At 41.0% G+C, this 16534-nt stretch carries 16 protein-coding genes; 12 read left to right on the top strand and 4 right to left on the bottom strand.

Annotated elements, in window-relative coordinates; genetic code table 11:
* The first annotated feature begins 30 nt into the window (after nucleotides 1-30).
* Genes H3Z82_RS18425 through H3Z82_RS18415 form a run of 3 tightly spaced genes read left to right on the top strand, consistent with a single transcriptional unit; the run spans nucleotide 31 to nucleotide 3160 of the window.
* Nucleotides 31-1125: a carboxylate-amine ligase gene (locus H3Z82_RS18425; protein ID WP_182206966.1), complete on the top strand. Its 1095-nt coding sequence runs from the start codon at nucleotides 31-33 to the stop codon at nucleotides 1123-1125.
* A gap of 10 nt (nucleotides 1126-1135) precedes the next feature.
* Nucleotides 1136-1954: a type 1 glutamine amidotransferase gene (locus H3Z82_RS18420; protein ID WP_182206965.1), complete on the top strand. Its 819-nt coding sequence runs from the start codon at nucleotides 1136-1138 to the stop codon at nucleotides 1952-1954.
* Between the two features lie 6 nt (nucleotides 1955-1960).
* A complete protein-coding gene (locus tag H3Z82_RS18415) occupies nucleotides 1961-3160 on the top strand; it encodes a hypothetical protein (RefSeq protein ID WP_182206964.1) in 1200 nt (399 codons plus the stop codon).
* Nucleotides 3161-4213: 1053 nt separating this feature from the next.
* On the opposite strand, the gene H3Z82_RS18410 is transcribed toward H3Z82_RS18415, so the two are convergent.
* From H3Z82_RS18410 to H3Z82_RS18400, 3 genes are all read right to left on the bottom strand, one after another.
* Nucleotides 4214-5416 carry an ATP-grasp domain-containing protein gene (locus H3Z82_RS18410; RefSeq protein WP_182206963.1) on the bottom strand — a complete coding sequence of 401 codons (1203 nt, stop codon included), beginning with the start codon at nucleotides 5414-5416 and terminating at the stop codon, nucleotides 4214-4216.
* 122 nt (nucleotides 5417-5538) lie between these two features.
* Nucleotides 5539-6951, bottom strand: a complete 1413-nt coding sequence (locus H3Z82_RS18405; RefSeq protein WP_182206962.1) for a leucyl aminopeptidase family protein — start codon at nucleotides 6949-6951, stop codon at nucleotides 5539-5541.
* Between the two features lie 71 nt (nucleotides 6952-7022).
* The gene (locus tag H3Z82_RS18400) at nucleotides 7023-7790 is read right to left on the bottom strand and encodes an alpha/beta hydrolase (RefSeq protein ID WP_182206961.1); all 768 of its coding nucleotides are present in this window, start codon (nucleotides 7788-7790) and stop codon (nucleotides 7023-7025) included.
* A gap of 232 nt (nucleotides 7791-8022) precedes the next feature.
* Here H3Z82_RS18400 and H3Z82_RS18395 point away from each other — a divergent pair, with 232 nt between their 5' ends.
* From H3Z82_RS18395 to H3Z82_RS18355, 9 genes are all read left to right on the top strand, one after another.
* Entirely contained in the window at nucleotides 8023-8997 is a 975-nt protein-coding gene (locus tag H3Z82_RS18395) for an NAD(P)H-quinone oxidoreductase (RefSeq protein WP_182206960.1), read from the top strand.
* Between the two features lie 59 nt (nucleotides 8998-9056).
* Nucleotides 9057-9515 (top strand): PH domain-containing protein, encoded by a 459-nt coding sequence (locus tag H3Z82_RS18390; RefSeq protein WP_182206959.1) that lies wholly within the window; start codon nucleotides 9057-9059, stop codon nucleotides 9513-9515.
* Between the two features lie 164 nt (nucleotides 9516-9679).
* Nucleotides 9680-10228, top strand: a complete 549-nt coding sequence (locus H3Z82_RS18385; RefSeq protein WP_182206958.1) for a DUF5655 domain-containing protein — start codon at nucleotides 9680-9682, stop codon at nucleotides 10226-10228.
* 7 nt (nucleotides 10229-10235) lie between these two features.
* Nucleotides 10236-10727 carry a DUF4199 domain-containing protein gene (locus H3Z82_RS18380; RefSeq protein WP_182206957.1) on the top strand — a complete coding sequence of 164 codons (492 nt, stop codon included), beginning with the start codon at nucleotides 10236-10238 and terminating at the stop codon, nucleotides 10725-10727.
* 12 nt (nucleotides 10728-10739) lie between these two features.
* Nucleotides 10740-11072, top strand: a complete 333-nt coding sequence (locus tag H3Z82_RS18375; RefSeq protein WP_182206956.1) for a hypothetical protein — start codon at nucleotides 10740-10742, stop codon at nucleotides 11070-11072.
* A gap of 113 nt (nucleotides 11073-11185) precedes the next feature.
* On the top strand, nucleotides 11186-11641 hold the full coding sequence (locus H3Z82_RS18370) for a DUF420 domain-containing protein (protein WP_182206955.1): 456 nt from the start codon (nucleotides 11186-11188) through the stop codon (nucleotides 11639-11641).
* 94 nt (nucleotides 11642-11735) lie between these two features.
* Complete coding sequence (locus H3Z82_RS18365; protein ID WP_182206954.1) at nucleotides 11736-12356, top strand: arsenate-mycothiol transferase ArsC; 621 nt, start codon at nucleotides 11736-11738, stop codon at nucleotides 12354-12356.
* 51 nt (nucleotides 12357-12407) lie between these two features.
* A complete protein-coding gene (locus H3Z82_RS18360) occupies nucleotides 12408-13457 on the top strand; it encodes an ArsO family NAD(P)H-dependent flavin-containing monooxygenase (protein WP_182206953.1) in 1050 nt (349 codons plus the stop codon).
* A gap of 387 nt (nucleotides 13458-13844) precedes the next feature.
* Nucleotides 13845-14660, top strand: coding sequence for a DUF6602 domain-containing protein (locus H3Z82_RS18355; RefSeq protein ID WP_182206952.1), 816 nt, complete (start codon nucleotides 13845-13847; stop codon nucleotides 14658-14660).
* A gap of 93 nt (nucleotides 14661-14753) precedes the next feature.
* Here H3Z82_RS18355 and ltrA read toward each other — a convergent pair whose 3' ends face one another.
* Nucleotides 14754-16094 carry a group II intron reverse transcriptase/maturase gene (ltrA, locus tag H3Z82_RS18350; RefSeq protein WP_449528468.1) on the bottom strand — a complete coding sequence of 447 codons (1341 nt, stop codon included), beginning with the start codon at nucleotides 16092-16094 and terminating at the stop codon, nucleotides 14754-14756.
* Between the last annotated feature and the right edge of the window lie 440 nt (nucleotides 16095-16534).

Here is a 16534-nt window from a genome sequence, read left to right as displayed (position 1 = left end):
TGGAAACTATCAAATAATTCATCCAATTTTATGAAATTCACATTAGGCATTGAAGAGGAGTACCAGGTCATTTGTCCAGATACGCGAGAGCTCATCTCGCATGACCAACAAATTGTTTCCCAAGCGGCAAAAATCTTAAATGACCAGGTCAAGGCAGAAATGCACCAAGCAGTAGTGGAAGTTGGCACCAATATCTGTCAGGATATTCATGAGGCCAGAGAGGACCTTACCCATTTGCGTAAATCCATTTCTGAAATTGCCAACTCTTTGGGTTTCAAGATTGGTGCTGCGGGAACACATCCATTTACAAAATGGCAGACCCAGCTGATAACGCCCAACCCGCGTTATGATGAGATTGTCAACGAACTTCAAGATACGGCACGTTCTAACTTAATTTTTGGGCTCCATGTACATGTGGGGATTGAAGACAAGCAATTGTCCTTACATTTAACCAACGCCATGCGTTATTTTTTACCACATTTATATGCCTTATCAACCAATTCGCCGTTTTGGGAAGGCCGCAATACGGGTTTCAAATCGTTTCGTTCAAAAGTTTTTGATAAATTTCCGAGAACAGGAATTCCAGGAGTCTTCCAAACTGTTGCCGAATATGAGCATTATATAGACATATTAATCAAAACGAAATGTATTGACAATCCCAAGAAAATTTGGTGGGACATCCGTATGCATCCGTTCTTCCCAACTTTGGAAGTACGTATTTGTGATGTCCCAATGACCATCGAGGAAACCCTAAGCATTGCCGCATTAATTCAAGCCTTGGTCGCTAAACTTTATAAGCTGAGAAAACAAAATCTCAATTTCATGCTCTACCATCGTGCCTTGATCAATGAAAACAAATGGCGCGCCAGCAGATACGGACTTGATGGCAGTATGATCGACTTTGGCAAGGAATGTGAAGTAAACACAAAAGATTTAATGCTCGAATTGCTTGATTTCGTAGATGATGTTGTGGATGAGCTCGGTTCCCGAAAGGAAATAGAACACGTTAAAACCATGATCAAAAACGGTACAGGAGCCGACAGGCAGCTCGCCGTTTTCGAGGAGACCAAGGATTTAACTAAAGTGGTGGACTATGTTATTGACCAGACCATTTTAGGAACTTAGAAAAAATTACATGCTTAAAGAAAAATTTAAAGTAGCCATTCTTGATATGAACAACAACCAACCCAATCAGGGTTTGCGTTGTATTGCCGATATCGTTAGTGGCTTTAAAGATGAAGTGGATTATACCATATTCAACGTCAGAGGTGCAGAGGAAATACCTGACACCTCTTTTGATATTTATATTTCGAGTGGTGGACCTGACAGTCCGCTGGAAGATGGACCATGGCGGATTCCATATCTGAATTTGGTACAGGACCTGTGGGATTTTAATAAATCCTCACAGCACCAAAAGAAATATATGTTCTTTATCTGTTACTCGTTTCAGGTAGTGTGCGACTATTTTAAATTGGGAGAAATGAAACCAAGACGGAGCACTTCCTTTGGTGTTTTACCCATTCACAAAACAAAAGCTGGCTTAACAGACCCACTCCTAGAAGGCTTGGACGATCCGTTTTATGCGGTAGATTCGCGCGACTGGCAGTTGGTACAGCCAAGGTTAAAGGTTTTTAAAGAACAAGGCGCTTCCATTTTAAGCCTTGAAAAGATCCGAAGTCACGTCAGTTATGAACGTGCCATAATGGCGGTTCGTTTTTCTAAAGAATTTGTTGGCACGCAATTTCATCCGGAGGCTGATCCCGTCGGCATGAGAGCCCATTTTCTTGCAGATGCCAATAAGTTAAAAGTGATTGCCAATTTTGGCGAAGAGAAATACGATGATATGATGGAGAAGATGGATGATCCAGATAAAATCATCAGGACCCATAAAATCATTCTACCAAAGTTCATTGAACGGGCCATGAAACAACTTTCACCTCAATTAATCTCATAATATATTATGATTGCTTCCTTACGCCAGGCGTTTAACGCTCAATTTTCTGAAGAAAAATATGCCGGAATGTTGGCAGATATCATCGACCAATTTGACTATACACCACAGTTCAAAATTGCCGAAACACCAGTATTCATTCCCAAGGAATTGAAAACGAAATTGGTGGAAGCTTGTGAGGACATTATGAAAGTCATCAATCAGCCCAATTTTAAGGAACTGACGGAAGGTGCATTTTTTAAGGACAGTATGAGAGTGCCCAATGAAGATGACCATTCCAAATTTATACAATTGGATTTTGGTGTCTGTTTGGATGACAATGGCAAGTTAACACCAAAGTTGATAGAACTTCAAGGCTTTCCTTCGCTCTATTTCTTCCAAGAACTGGTAGGCAGTATGTATCGTAAGCATTATGACGGCATTCCCGAAAATTTCTCACAGCATCTTAAGGGTTTGTCTTCAGAAGATTATATCGAATTATTGCGTACAGAAATTGTTGGCGACACCGACCCAAAACAGGTTATTCTTTTAGAGATTGAACCTGAAAAACAGGCCACGGCCATTGATTTTTTCGCTACTGAAGCCTTATTGGACATCAAGGTATTGTGTATTTCCAAACTGATTAAAAGAGGTAAGCAATTATTTTACAAAGATGATAATGGCTCCGAAGTTCAGGTACTTAAGATTTACAACCGCATTATTTTTGACGAATTGGACCAACGACCGGATTTAGTTCGCGAATTCGACTTTAAAGACGAGGTCGATATTGAATGGATTGGACATCCGAATTGGTTTTTCAGGATTAGTAAGTACACAATGCCATTGCTAAAGGGCGATTATGTGCCGAAGTCCTACTATTTGGACAAGCTTGAAACCATTCCCACCGATTTAGAGAATTATGTGCTCAAACCTCTCTATTCTTTTGCGGGTGCCGGGGTGCAGATTCATGTGGATAAAGCAATGATTGCTGCTGTTGAAGATAAATCGAATTATCTGTTGCAGGAAAAAGTGGCCTATGCGCCCATTATCGAAACTATGGATGACCCTGCGAAATGTGAAATCCGAATGATGTTGCTTCATAATAGCAAAACCAACACGACTCAAATTGTCAGTAATCTGATACGTCTCAGTAAAGGAGAAATGGTGGGAGTCAAATACAATAAGGATAAAACTTGGGTTGGCGGTAGTACGGGGTTTTTTGAGCCTTGATTTGATGGATCGCGGACCTGCTCGTATGTTCAGGCGGGTGATGCGGATTGTTTATGATTTACACTGATTTTTTCAGACACGAATTACACGGATTTTCACGGATTGAGAAATTTCACCGATTTTAAATTGAGATATAGAATAAACTTTTCGCTTTAATAAGTTAGAATTCTCATCTTTTGGATCGCAGAAGACGCGGATTGTTTATGATTTACACTGATTTTTTTAGACACAAATTATACGGATTTCCACGGATTGAAAAATTGCGTTAATTCCTCTATATACAGCAAAATCTCTTTGTGTAAGTCTGCGTAAGAACTCAATCTCAACTAATTGAGATTTACCTTTTTTTAGACACAAATTGCACGGATTTTCACGGATTGAGAAATTTCACCAATTTTAAATTGAGATATAGAATAAACTTTTCGCTTTAATAAGTTAGAATTCTCATCTTATTGGGTCGCAGAAGACGCGGATTGTTTATGATTTACACTGATTTTTTTAGACACAAATTACACGGATTTTTACCGGTTGAAAAATTTCACCGATTTTAAATTGAGATATAGATTAAACTTATCGCTTTAATAAGTTAGAATTCTCATCTTTTGGATCGCAGAAGACGCGGATTGTTTATGATTTACATTGATTTTTTTTAGACACAAATTACACGGATTTTCACGGATTGAAAAATTACGTTAATTCGTCTATATACAGCAAAATCTCTTTGTGTAACGTTGTGCCTCCCCTGCCTCGCCGGCAGTTAGGTTTGTGTAACTCTGCGTAAGAACCTCAACAAATTGAGATCTACTTTTTTCAGTCACCTCCCAACAGTAATCACCACAGATTGAATAACTTCAGACATTAGCCTTCCAATCTCGAAAACATGGGTGTAGTCAGATATGTTATATCGGTTAATTTCTCGTAGATTTCGCAGATTTACGCAGAGCAATACAATGCAGAACGTTCATATCGCAATGACACTCCAATGTTATTGTGACCTTCTTTTGAACTATGAAGTATCTAATCTCAACACCTAATCCCTAATCCTTAACTAAACTACAGACTCTTATCCGGGGCCGGGATACTTGCATGAAAATCTGAAGCAATCCGTTGGGTATAGTTATCCAGTAGCTCCATAACGCGGTCGCTACTGTCTGATGCCACAATCATCCCGATATGCCATTTTTTATCCATTTTCCAAACAATCTCAGAATCGTTGAAACTGGATGTATCAGGATTCTCGAATTTGCTTAGAGACACGACGATTCCCGCGTGTTGATTCTTAACTTTTGGCAGTGTATAAGTTTCTTTTCTAAGGGACGCTGATTCAATCCGTGCCCATTCGCCCCAGAGATTGATTCCTGAAGCAAACTCCACCATTTCGGCTAAATTCGCACCACCGACTCTTGAAGATGTTTCCAGAAAAAACAGTTCCCCAGTTTCCTTTGATGCAATAAATTCTGTATGCGACGCCCCAAACTGCATCCCGAAGGCCTTCATAACATCAGCATTCATTTTATTAAGGGCCTTATCAATTTTAGATCCTATTTCGCAAGTAGCCGATCTAAAGACACCACCACCGTGAGCAACCTCAAATGGCGTGTCCAAATATTTGCTGGCTCGAGAAAAAACAACCTTCCCATCAACAATCAAACTGTCCACGTGATACACATCACCGGGCGCAAATTTTTCGATCAAGTAATTATCGCGCTCATCTTTCAGCACATTGACAATTTGCCACAACTCTTCCCTGCTATTGATTTTACGGATTCCAGTGGCCGAAGCTTCCAAACGGGGCTTCAACAACCAAGGCGGACTCACACGATCGGCATAAGCATTGATATCCACATCATGAAACAAGGCCGTAAATTCCGGCACATTAATGCCTTCGGATAATGCTTTGGTACGCATGGCCAATTTATCTCTAAAATAATGTGAGGTGGTCCGACCCATACCAGGCATTCTAAAATGCTCACGCAACAATGCTACTTTTTCGACGTCAAAATCGTCCAAGGCTACAAATCGGTCAAATTTGATCGTTCTGAATTTATAGGCAATCCCTTTGGTCACATCACTTTGGTTCCAGTTATCCACATAAAACACATCATCAATAGCTTCCCACGGCCAAACCTCATGTTCGAGCTGTTTCTTGGTCAAGAGATAGACATTGTTACCTTCGGCCTTACAGCTTTTAATAAAATCAGCGCCTTTGTGATACGTGGTTACGCATAAAAAATTAAGTGGTCGTTTATTTGACATAGTATTATGGAGTTTGACTAGCGGATTTTTGAACCTCTAAAACCAAAAATGATTTAAGATTTAAAAAAGTGAAGCTAAAAAGTTATACATCTATATTTTGATACAAAATACAAAATAAAGCCTTAATTCCCCGCTATCTCCTTAATATAATTTGTAATTAATTGCACACCAAATCCACTGGCACTTTTCATTTTTGAATACGGAGAATCGCCAAAAGAAACCCCTGCGATATCTAAATGCATCCAGGCCTTGTGCTCGTCGGTAAATGCTTCTAAAAATTTAGCAGCGGTAATGGCACCTGCCACAGGCTTCCCGCTAAAGTTTCTCAAATCGGCAATATCACTGTGCAAATCGCTCTCATAATCGGCAAACAATGGCAATGGCCACACCCGCTCGTTGGTATCAAAGCCTATTTTGGAGAGTTTTTCGGCCATTTGTGTGTTATTGGTAAACATGCCCGCAGCCGAATAGCCCAAGGTCTGTACCACACTTCCTGTCAAGGTGGCCAAGTCAATCAGTTGTTTTGGTTGAAATGCTTTGATCATATAACTCAAACCATCAGCCAGCACCAATCGGCCTTCAGCATCGGTATCGATGATTTCAATAGTTTTCCCTGAATAACTGTCAATGACATCGCCAGGCCTGTAACTATTACTATCCACAGCATTTTCCGCGGAAGCGACAATCCCTACAAGATTGACATTAAGCTTTAATTTTGCCACCAACTCCACAACACCCAACACCACTGCAGCGCCACCCATATCACTCTTCATATAGTGTAAATTTGTGGAGGGTTTTATGGACAGACCGCCTGTATCAAAGGTGATGCCTTTACCGACCAAACCAATATCCACTGCACTGTCCTTTTTTGGCATGTATTCCGTTACGATGACTACTGGCGGATTGACACTGCCCTGCCCTACCGACAAAACTGCATTGAAACCCTGTGCCTTGAGTTCTTTTTCGTCAAGAACGGTACATTTATAATTTGAATCCGTTGCGGAATCCTTAGCCCATTGGCCCAAGAATTCAGGTGTTTTCTGATTCGCGGGAGCATCTACCAAAGTTTTGATCCGATTAATGGTTGCACCAATGGCTTTTGCTTCTTCAAGAATTGTTGTAATATCTTTTGAATTGACAATCTCGAAAGTAATGGCATTGACCTCGTCCTTCTTTGTTTTAAACGTACCTATCTCATAGGCCGACATTTCAAGTCCGATGATTGCTTTCTGAAGTTCTGCATCCGATAGATCGGTTGCAACCACCTGTATAGCAGTTTTCCAATATTTTTTATGATCGAAGCTGAGTTTTCTAAAGGCCTCATCAATTTTTACAGCATCTTTTTCTTCTCCCAGACCCAACAGATAAACCCTGTTCCCTTCCGCACCATAAAGCATTTGAACGGTTGAGAATTCGCCATCAAAATCCGGCTTTTCAATAGTTATAAATTGTTTGAGATGTTCCAATTGGTCCTTTCTGCAAGGCACAATCACATCCTGATTTGTATTTACTTTTGAAACGTGTTTAAAAATCATAGCATTTAATATTTCTCAATATTTGGACACTTGATACTGAGCACTTAATTTTTGATACTTAGTACTTTGTTCTAAAAATAAAGCCATTTAACAGCTTTCGGAAACTCATGTCTCCAGTATATTTCGGCGTGAACGCCTATTTCATTGACTGAGAATTTAAACTCAATATCGTGGTTCTGTTCCATTTTTTCTCTAAAAATGGCCTCTAATCTTTGGGCATTTGGCAAATGCTCAGAGCTTTCCATGCCACCAGAATAAAGGTAGATTTTTGATTTTCGTAAAGGCTTAAACGATGTGGTCTGGTTGAATATGGTTTTTGAAATCCAAAGGCTTGGTGAAAAGATCATCATCTTCCCAAACACGCCTGGATTCTGCAAACCTGCATACAAACTGATCAACCCGCCCAAAGAACTGCCGCCAATACCCGTATTTTCAAAATCGGTGAGCGTTCTGTAATTTTTATTGATGTACGGAATCAGTTTCTCAATGATGAATTGGATGTAGAAATTACCTTTCCCTTCGCCATAACGCGGATGGTAATACGGCAAATATTCATTGATGCGCTCATGATTACCGTGGTCAATGGCAATAATAATTACATCGCTAAAACCGTCCTGCGCCAATTTTTCCAAAGATTTATCAATCGCCCAATCGCCAAATGGGGCCATGGGGTTGAACAAATTCTGTCCGTCCTGAAGATATAACACCGGATAGTGCTTATCTGTGGTGTAATAATCGTGTGGCAACAAGGCCGAAATCTTACGTGTGGCCTTCAGATGCGGGATCTCATACGCTTCTTCAATTACTTTTATTATGGGTCTAAACTCCGTCACTGTCATTTCATTTGATTTAGGAAAAACGAAAATACATTTTTATAGAATTATAATACATAAAATCATCATAATATATTAATAAAGATGTCATAAGATTCTGATGGCACGCGCTTTGGAAGTCATAAATGGACCGCAATGAATACTCCAATTTGAGCAAATAATAGGACCAATATACTATGTAATATGGACATCAATTCAATATATATTATCTTTATGCTTCTTTAATGAAAACGAACGCATGAAAGCCATACATATTACAAAATCTGGGGGGCCTGAAGTATTGCAGCTGCAGAAAACTCCAAAACCTAAACCGGAAAAACATCAAGTTTTAATAAAAGTAAAGGCAGCGGGCATCAATCGGAGCGATATCAGTACCAGAGAAAACATGGCGGCCTATGGCCATGGCGCGATAGGAACTTTGATCCCAGGCCTGGAAGTTTCAGGTGAAGTAGTCGACGTCGGCATGGCTGTAAAAGATAAAGAGATTGGCGATAAGGTCTGTGCCCTTATTTCCAGCGGCGGCTATGCTGAATATGTTGCTGTAAACAGTTCGCACTGCCTCCCCATACCCGAAGGCATCAGTTTAATAGAGGCCGCCGCCATTCCAGAGACGGTTTTTACGGTGTGGTTCAACGTCTTTCATCAGGGTCAGTTGAAACCTGGGGAGAAATTATTGATCCACGGCGGCACTAGTGGCATTGGCACCATGGGTTTGCAAATGGCCAAGGCCTTAGGCTCCAAAGTTTACAGCACCGTGGGCAGCGATAAAAAGATGGCATTTTTAAATGACCTGGACCTCGGCATGATCATCAATTACAAAAAACAAGCCTTTGAAACGGTTTTAAAGGATGAAAAAATAGATGTCATTTTAGATATGGTTGGGGGCGACTACACGCAAAAGAATCTTGATATTTTAAATGACAAGGGCCGACTCATCAATATTAACGGCATGAAAAGTATGGACGTCCAAATTAACCTGTTCACGGTGCTGAAAAAGAATCTCACTTTGACCGGAAGCCTCTTAAAGCCGCAATCGGACCAGGTCAAAACGAGGATTGCCAATGCTGTGCAAAAGAACATTTGGCCGCTTTTTAGTTCAAAGCAAATTGAACCTGTCGTCTATAAAACCTTTCCATTACAAGAGGCCCCAGAAGCCCATCGTCTGATGGAAAGCAGCACCCATATTGGAAAAATTTTATTGACTACGGATTGAACCATTTTGACTAATACATATAATTATAAAACCTAACACGATATAACAGAACCTATCGCATGAAAATATATAAAGCCAGAAGAAAAGGATTGATCAATTATCTGCTGATTGGTGCACTAGTATTACCCATTGCCATCTTCTTTCTCGATAAGCATACATTTACCGAAAACCCATTCATTTTGCTGCCTTTACTGAGTCCGATTGTGCTCATATTTTGGATTTATTTGGATACGGTCTATAAAACTGAAAAGAACCAATTGGTTTATCGTTCCGGATTTTTAAGAGGCCGTATTGACCTTCCCAAAATCAAAGAAATCGTGGTTGGTAAAACGAAGTGGAGCGGCATTAAACCAGCCATGGCCACAAAAGGACTGCTCATTAAGTTCAACAACTACGACGAGGTCTATATTGCGCCTGAAAATAATGAAGCATTGATTGCCGACTTGTTAGAACTCAATCCCGAAATCAAAATTACCAAAAAACGACCGCAGTATCAAGGTGCTAAAGGTCAGCCTTGATTATATTACTGGTAATATTTTATCGCATCCAAAAGCCCAATATCTTATATATTTAAAAATAGTTTTGTATTTTTAAACATAGAAACCGTCGTTACCTTCATTCAAAATAGGTCCATTCGATTTTTCTAAGGTCATTTCACTTACATTTACATATACTCTTGCCTATGGATCCAGCCCAAAAAATGATTGACAATCTGCATAAAAACACGGGCAAGACCTTGGAACAATGGATAGACATTGTAAAACAGCAGCAGCTGACCAAGCACAATGCCATTATCACCTTTTTAAAGAAAGAGCACGATTTTACCTACGGTTTTGCGAATTTAGTGGCCCATAAAGCCAACAAATCGGATGCCGGATCAGTTGCAAACCAAGATGATCTCATCAGCAGTCAGTACCAAGGCAAAGAACACTTAAAACCCATTTACGACAAGCTAATTTCCACCATACAGAGCTTTGGCAATGACATTGACATTGCACCCAAAAAGGCCTATGTCAGTTTAAGGCGCAAAAAACAGTTCGCTACACTTAACCCGGCTACGAAGACCCGATTTGAAATCGGAATTAATTTAAAAGGCCAGGATCCAAAAGGTAAATTAGAAGCCGAAAAACCTAATGCCATGTGCTCTCACAAAATAAAGCTGACCGAACTCGAAGACATTGATCAAGAGGTAATAGATTGGCTACAGACCGCTTACGATAACGCAAAATAACCGACCTATGAAAACCAGAGCCATCGAAATTAAATGGGCCATCATCTTTTCTATTGTTGGCTTGCTTTGGATGCTGTTAGAAAAATTGGTCGGTCTGCACAGCACACATATTGACAAGCACATGTACCTCACCAACCTATTTGCCATCCCGGCAATTATTGTGCTGGTGCTGGCCCTGAAAGATAAAAAACAAAACTTCTATAAGGGACAGATGAGCTATAAACAAGGTTTTGTGTCTGGGTTGATCCTCTCGGTATTTATCGCGGTGCTGAGTCCATTGACCCAATGGATTACCTCCACCATCATCACTCCTGAATATTTCCCAAACGTCATTGCCTATTCCGTAGCAACCGGGTATCATAAATCTGTCGCAGAAGCGGAAGCCTACTTCAATCTTCAAAACTATATCATTCAAAGTACCGTTGGTGCGTTGCTCATGGGAGTCATCACTACGGCGGTCATTATGGTTTTTCTTCAAACAAAAGACAACAAACTATAAAATGAGGCAGAAATGAAAACAAATCAAAAACCAACAATATATCCCAACAAAAGGCTTATTGATATTTTACTTGGTGGCACTCTTTTGTTAATGATTCCGCTGATCCTGCAATTGACCGTTGGTACGGGCATCGATGGCAAAGGATTTAATTGGAAAATCAATGATTTTATATCCTTTGGAATTCTCATTTTCAGTACTGCATTATCAATTGAATTCATTTTGAGGAAAGTAAAAAACAAGACCAACCGATATCTTTGTTTTGGAATAATTCTCTTAATCGTTCTATTGGTTTGGATCGATCTTGCCATGGGCATTTTTAATATTCCGGGGTTTTCCGGAAGATGAGCCACAAGGGTTAACAGTGCGGTGCAACTGTACGATTATAAAGGCTATGCGCTAAATTTTAACTCATTTTTGTTTAAGTTAGCGTCTCTATTCAAAAGAAACCAATAGAACGCATGACAACCACCTTTATTATTACCCTTGGCATCCTTATCCTGTCTTTATTGGCCCCTTTTATTTCACTATATGCCGTCTCCTTTATCAAGAAAAAGGACTATCGCACCCACATTAAAATTCAAAAGCGACTCTTTTGGACCTGTGTGATTGCCGTGCTCATTCTTGAAATTCAGATTCGGGTTGCAGGAGGTTCGGGGAGTTTGGTCGCCAATAGCGCATATACCCATACGTCATTTTTCAAGACGGTGCTGGTGGCCCATATCATCGGAGCCGTGTTGACCTATATCATTTGGGGCATTACCATTTTCGCCTCCAATAAAAAATACAAAAAGCGAGAAACCCTGCCAGGCAGCTTTTCGATCGCCCATAAAAGACTCGGTTATGTCTCCATTATCGGCCTTTTTTACACGGCCATTACCGCATTGATTGTGTACATCTTTGCGTTTTTCCTATGATGTTATGGCAACAACAAATAAACATTTAAACCAATGACTCACCCTCACCGGTCCTCTTAAAAAATCAAATCGTATTCCACCAAATTAAATCACTATGACCTTCTCAAAAATTGAAAGTTTCATTGCCCAATTAAAGCCAGAAACACTAGCCGCAGAACGTAAAACCATTTTACAGCCTTTGGTGGCCTATATTCAGGCGAAAGCGGATCAGGATCAAGTGGTGAACCTACATTTTATCTGCACCCACAATTCGCGGAGGAGCCACTTATCGCAAGTCTGGGCGCAGACCATGGCCCATCACTTTCAGTTGAAACAGGTGTTCTGCTATTCGGGTGGTACAGAAAGCACCGCCTTGTTTCCCATGGTTGTGGAGACCTTGCGGAATTCTGGGTTTCAGATTGCGCAGCTTTCCGAAGGCAGGAATCCCATTTACAGCATCAAATATGCCGCCAATGCCCATCCCATCATTGGCTTTTCAAAACGCTTGGATGACGATTTTAATCCAGAATCTGACTTTGCCGCCATCATGACCTGCGATTCGGCCAATGAGGCCTGCCCCTTCGTACCCGGTTCGGACTTGCGCATCCCCATCACCTATGCCGATCCGAAGGCCTTTGATGATACGCCACAACAAGCCGAAAAATATCAGGAACGAAGTTTACAGATTGCCACCGAATTGTTTTATGTATTTTCACAAATCGAAAGCCACTCATGAGAGCAAACCAAAACCGAAACCTGTCTTTAACTTATAAAACCGACATCTAAAGTGAAAAGTTACGATCTCATCATCATTGGCGGCGGACAAGCCGGACTTTCTGTGGCGTATTTTTTAAGACGAAGCGGCCTGGATTATCTCATTTTAGACGATCAAAACGAAGCTGGTGGCGCCTGGTTGCAGTATTGGGACAGTCTAAAATTATTCTCACCCACCGATTACAGTTCTTTATCCGGGTGGAAAATGCCAGACACCAAGGACGAATACCCGCTTAGGGATGAGTTTATCGCCTATCTCAAAGCCTACGAGGCCCGTTACGAGTTTCCGGTGCAAAGAAACACCCAAGTCGTACAAGTCAGCAAGGAAGCCGATCTTTTTAAGATGGAAACCAATCAAGGGGATTTTTATGCCAAGACCGTGGTCAGTGCTACGGGAACGGCTAAAAATCCGTACCTGCCCCACTACCCCAATCAGGAGGCTTACCAAGGCGTGCAATTGCATACGGCAGACTATCGCAATGCCGACACATTTAGAGACCAAAACGTCATGGTCATAGGCGGCGGCAACTCCGGTGCCCAGATCCTTTCGGAAGTCTCCAAGGTGGCAGACACGACTTGGGTCACTTTGGATCCCCCGCGGTTTCTTCCTGAAAATATCGATGGCCGCTACCTATTCCACCAAGCCAATGCCAGTTTTTTTGATGAGACCACCGACGCTTTTAATCGGCGGGTGTCTTTAAGTGATATCGTCCTTGTGGAAAGTGTGGTCGATGGCCTAGAGCGCGATGTGTACCACGATGTCAGACCCTTTGCCTCATTTTACATAGACGGCGTGATCTGGGACAACGGCAACAAGGAAGCTTTTGACGCCGTGATCTGGTGCACTGGCTTTAAACCCAACCTCAAACATTTGGAAGTTTTGGAGGTGGTGGAAGACCATCGCATCGCCACCAAAGGCACCCGCTCCGTAAAAGAACCTCGGCTTTGGTTGGTGGGCTATGGCTATTGGACCGGCTTTGCCTCTGGCACCATTTACGGCGTAGGGAAAACGGCACGTGACACGGCGAGGGAGATCAAAGCCTATTTTAAAAAACGGTCTTGATTTCGGGAGGTCATCTTTATTTGCCCATGTAGGGAGTTTTTTAGATGGTTTTTAAGCGGTGTTCTCCCTCTGTGTTTGACATTGGTTTGGGTTCTTTAAATGCGGTTTTTGTGGAGGATTGTAGGCCGATTTTGAGAGATCACAAGGAAAACAGGGTTTTGATGTGAAATATACGTAGTTCTACTTATTGGAAAGTTGAGGGAAAGGTGGTAGATTGGGGGTTGCAAATTTGGAGGGCTAACTATGATTACGATATAGTTGAGTAAATGAAGTTGCTTCCAAGGGCATACTTTGGGCAGATATGAATACTTTTAGTGATTGTATACGCAAGTTGTGCAAAATATTAAAAAAACCTCGTTACATTTAATAATTTAATCTAAGAAATTTATGATAAAGAGCCATATGGATGCACGTGAAGATGCTCTTATTGCAATATCTAAAATACCTGCAAATAGCGGTCATCCCCTACACAAAGGCACACCAAGAGAAGCATTTATTAAAGAATTTCTTGAGCAACATCTACCTGAGCATATAGCAATTGGAACAGGCGAAATTATTGATGCAGATTCTAAACCAAATGTACAACGAAATCAATTTGACCTTATATTATATAAGAAAAACTATCCGAAACTTGACTTCGGTGGTGGAATAAAAGCCTTTTTAGTGGAATCTGTGATAGCTACGATAGAAATTAAATCAACACTCACTGAAAAGGATATGAAACAGTCTATTAACGCTGCCAAAAACGCCAAGAGTCTTACAAAAAACACAAGTCGAAGTTTTAGTACAGGATATATTCCACCTTCAATTCTTTGTTTTGTAATTGCTTATAATGGACCTTCAAATATGTCAACGGTTTACAAATGGATTCCAAAGATACACAACGAACTAAATATTAAAGTTGACAGATTGCCATTAGAAGAAGAAAAAAGGATACAAACGGCATCAAAAACAATCGATGCTGCTTTTGTTTTAAAGAAAGGATTTGTCTACTTCGATAATTTACCAATTGGTTTTTCAAATCAAACCCAACGAGTTAAAAACCCAGATTTGAAATGGATTTTATCTGACACTAATAATGGGAACTTATTATTTTTCTTCCTATTATTACAACAATCAACCTCTAATATAGAAGGAGAATGGTTAAATGCTTTACCATATTTGCGAAATTTTAAGGTAGGAAAAATACAATTTGGGACGTAAAATACTTTGCACAATCGAGTAGACGGGTGACGACCTAACGGTCGCCACTGCGCCTCTCACACCACCGTACGTACGGGTCTCGTATACGGCGGTTCACCAGATTAAAGTTTGCGCTCTATCGATGTAATCTCCTAGCGGTTTATAGCCTTTTCGTTTGAGTCTGGAGATGGTTACGGTAGTTTTTAAAATAGGGCTTTGGGCTGTTGCCCATCCTCCCATTCGGGTTCTACTCCAAGCATACGCTTGCCCTTGCTCTATCCCCAATCTAATAAGGTTTTTACGTTTACGTTCCAGCTTTTTCCAATCGTGCCAAATACAATATCGCAATCGGTTTCTTAACCAAGCATCTAGCTTTTTAAGTTTAGCATAACTCTGGGTCAGCCGATAGTTGTTAATCCATCCCCGACAGACTTCATTGAGCCGTCCAAGCCGTTCTAACAGCGATATAGGCCTGGTCTTCTGCGTAATACGCTTTAACGTGCGTTTAAACTTGCCCCAACTCTTTTGTGATACAACTAATTGATACTGCCCTTTTGTTCCCTTTTTGTAGACAGGTACAAAACCGTGTCCAAGCAGTTCGAAATGTACAGGTCTGCGAATTCCGCTCTTGGCTTTGTTAATAGGCAACCTGAGTGCATCCCTTAAAAAGATATACAGCTCATTACCTATCCTTTTTGCCTCGCTCTTGCTCCTAGTGTAAACACTAAAATCATCCGCATAGCGAACATAGAGCAGTCCTTTCGACTCCATATGCTTATCCAGTACATCTAACAAAATATTAGATAGTAATGGACTCAAAGGGCTTCCCTGCGGTATTCCCTTTCGGCGTTTCTCGAGCCGTCCATTGATACGTATGGGCGCTCGTAGCCATTTTCGGATTAGACGCAAGGTAGTTGGGCATTTTACCTTATTGTAAATAAGTTGCAGTAATCGCATATGGTCTACCTCGTCAAAGAACCCTTGTAAATCAATATCTACAATGTCCTGATATCCAGTATTGATATACTGCTGGGCTTGTAGTACTGCTTTGTGCAGGTTCTTATTGGGGCGGAAACCATAGCTGAGCGGTTCAAATTCATATTCGAACTCAACCATCAACTGTTGGTTTACCGATTGTTGTAGCCATCGATCCACTACTGTTGGAATCCCTAAAAGTCTGGTCTTACCCATACCTTTTGGAATGGAAACCCCTAAAATCGGGTCTGGTACATAGCGGTGTGTGCGTATAGAAGATAGTAGGTCGTCACGGTGTTCTGCTATGTAAGCAGCCAATTCCGTTGTCTTCATACCATCTACTCCGCACCCTCCCTTATTGCGCTCAACTTTACGTTGCGCCTTATAAAGATTCTTTGCTTCTAATACCTTTTCAATCATAGGGTCAGTAAAATGTAAATACTCCTGTTGGTCTAAGATGGGGCTAGCTAGGCTTCCCAATCAAATTCCAACATAATCTAATGTTCAGTCCTTCCTTATCTGTGAGACTTCTGTGGTTTGTTTTCACAGCTCGTTTCCTATAAGTACTATGACCTCTGCTGACTTCTCCATTATGCCAACACGTGGCTATGGAGACCTCCCCAGGTAAGAACATCTTCTTTCACTCAATCCCTGCCGTATCTACATATTTACCCTTTTGATAATCGTTGGGCGTTACAATGATGTGCTTGCTTACCCAGGTAAATATGCCTCTGTATACGGTTCCTGTTCGTCAGTACCGAGTTTTGTAGTCTCGCTTTCTTCAGACATAACCTCACGGTTACCGCCCTTGCGACTTACTAATGCTTCCAGAAGTTACTCCAGCGCATAAGGGACTTGCACCCTCTAAATTAATATCTTACTTTGCAGTAAGGTAAAGATGCCCATACTGGGCACACACA

The organism is Gelidibacter maritimus (genome assembly GCF_014062315.1).
Lineage (GTDB): Bacteria > Bacteroidota > Bacteroidia > Flavobacteriales > Flavobacteriaceae > Gelidibacter > Gelidibacter maritimus.
Note: the sequence above shows the minus strand (reverse complement) of the source record. Positions and strands in the feature narration are given on the sequence as shown.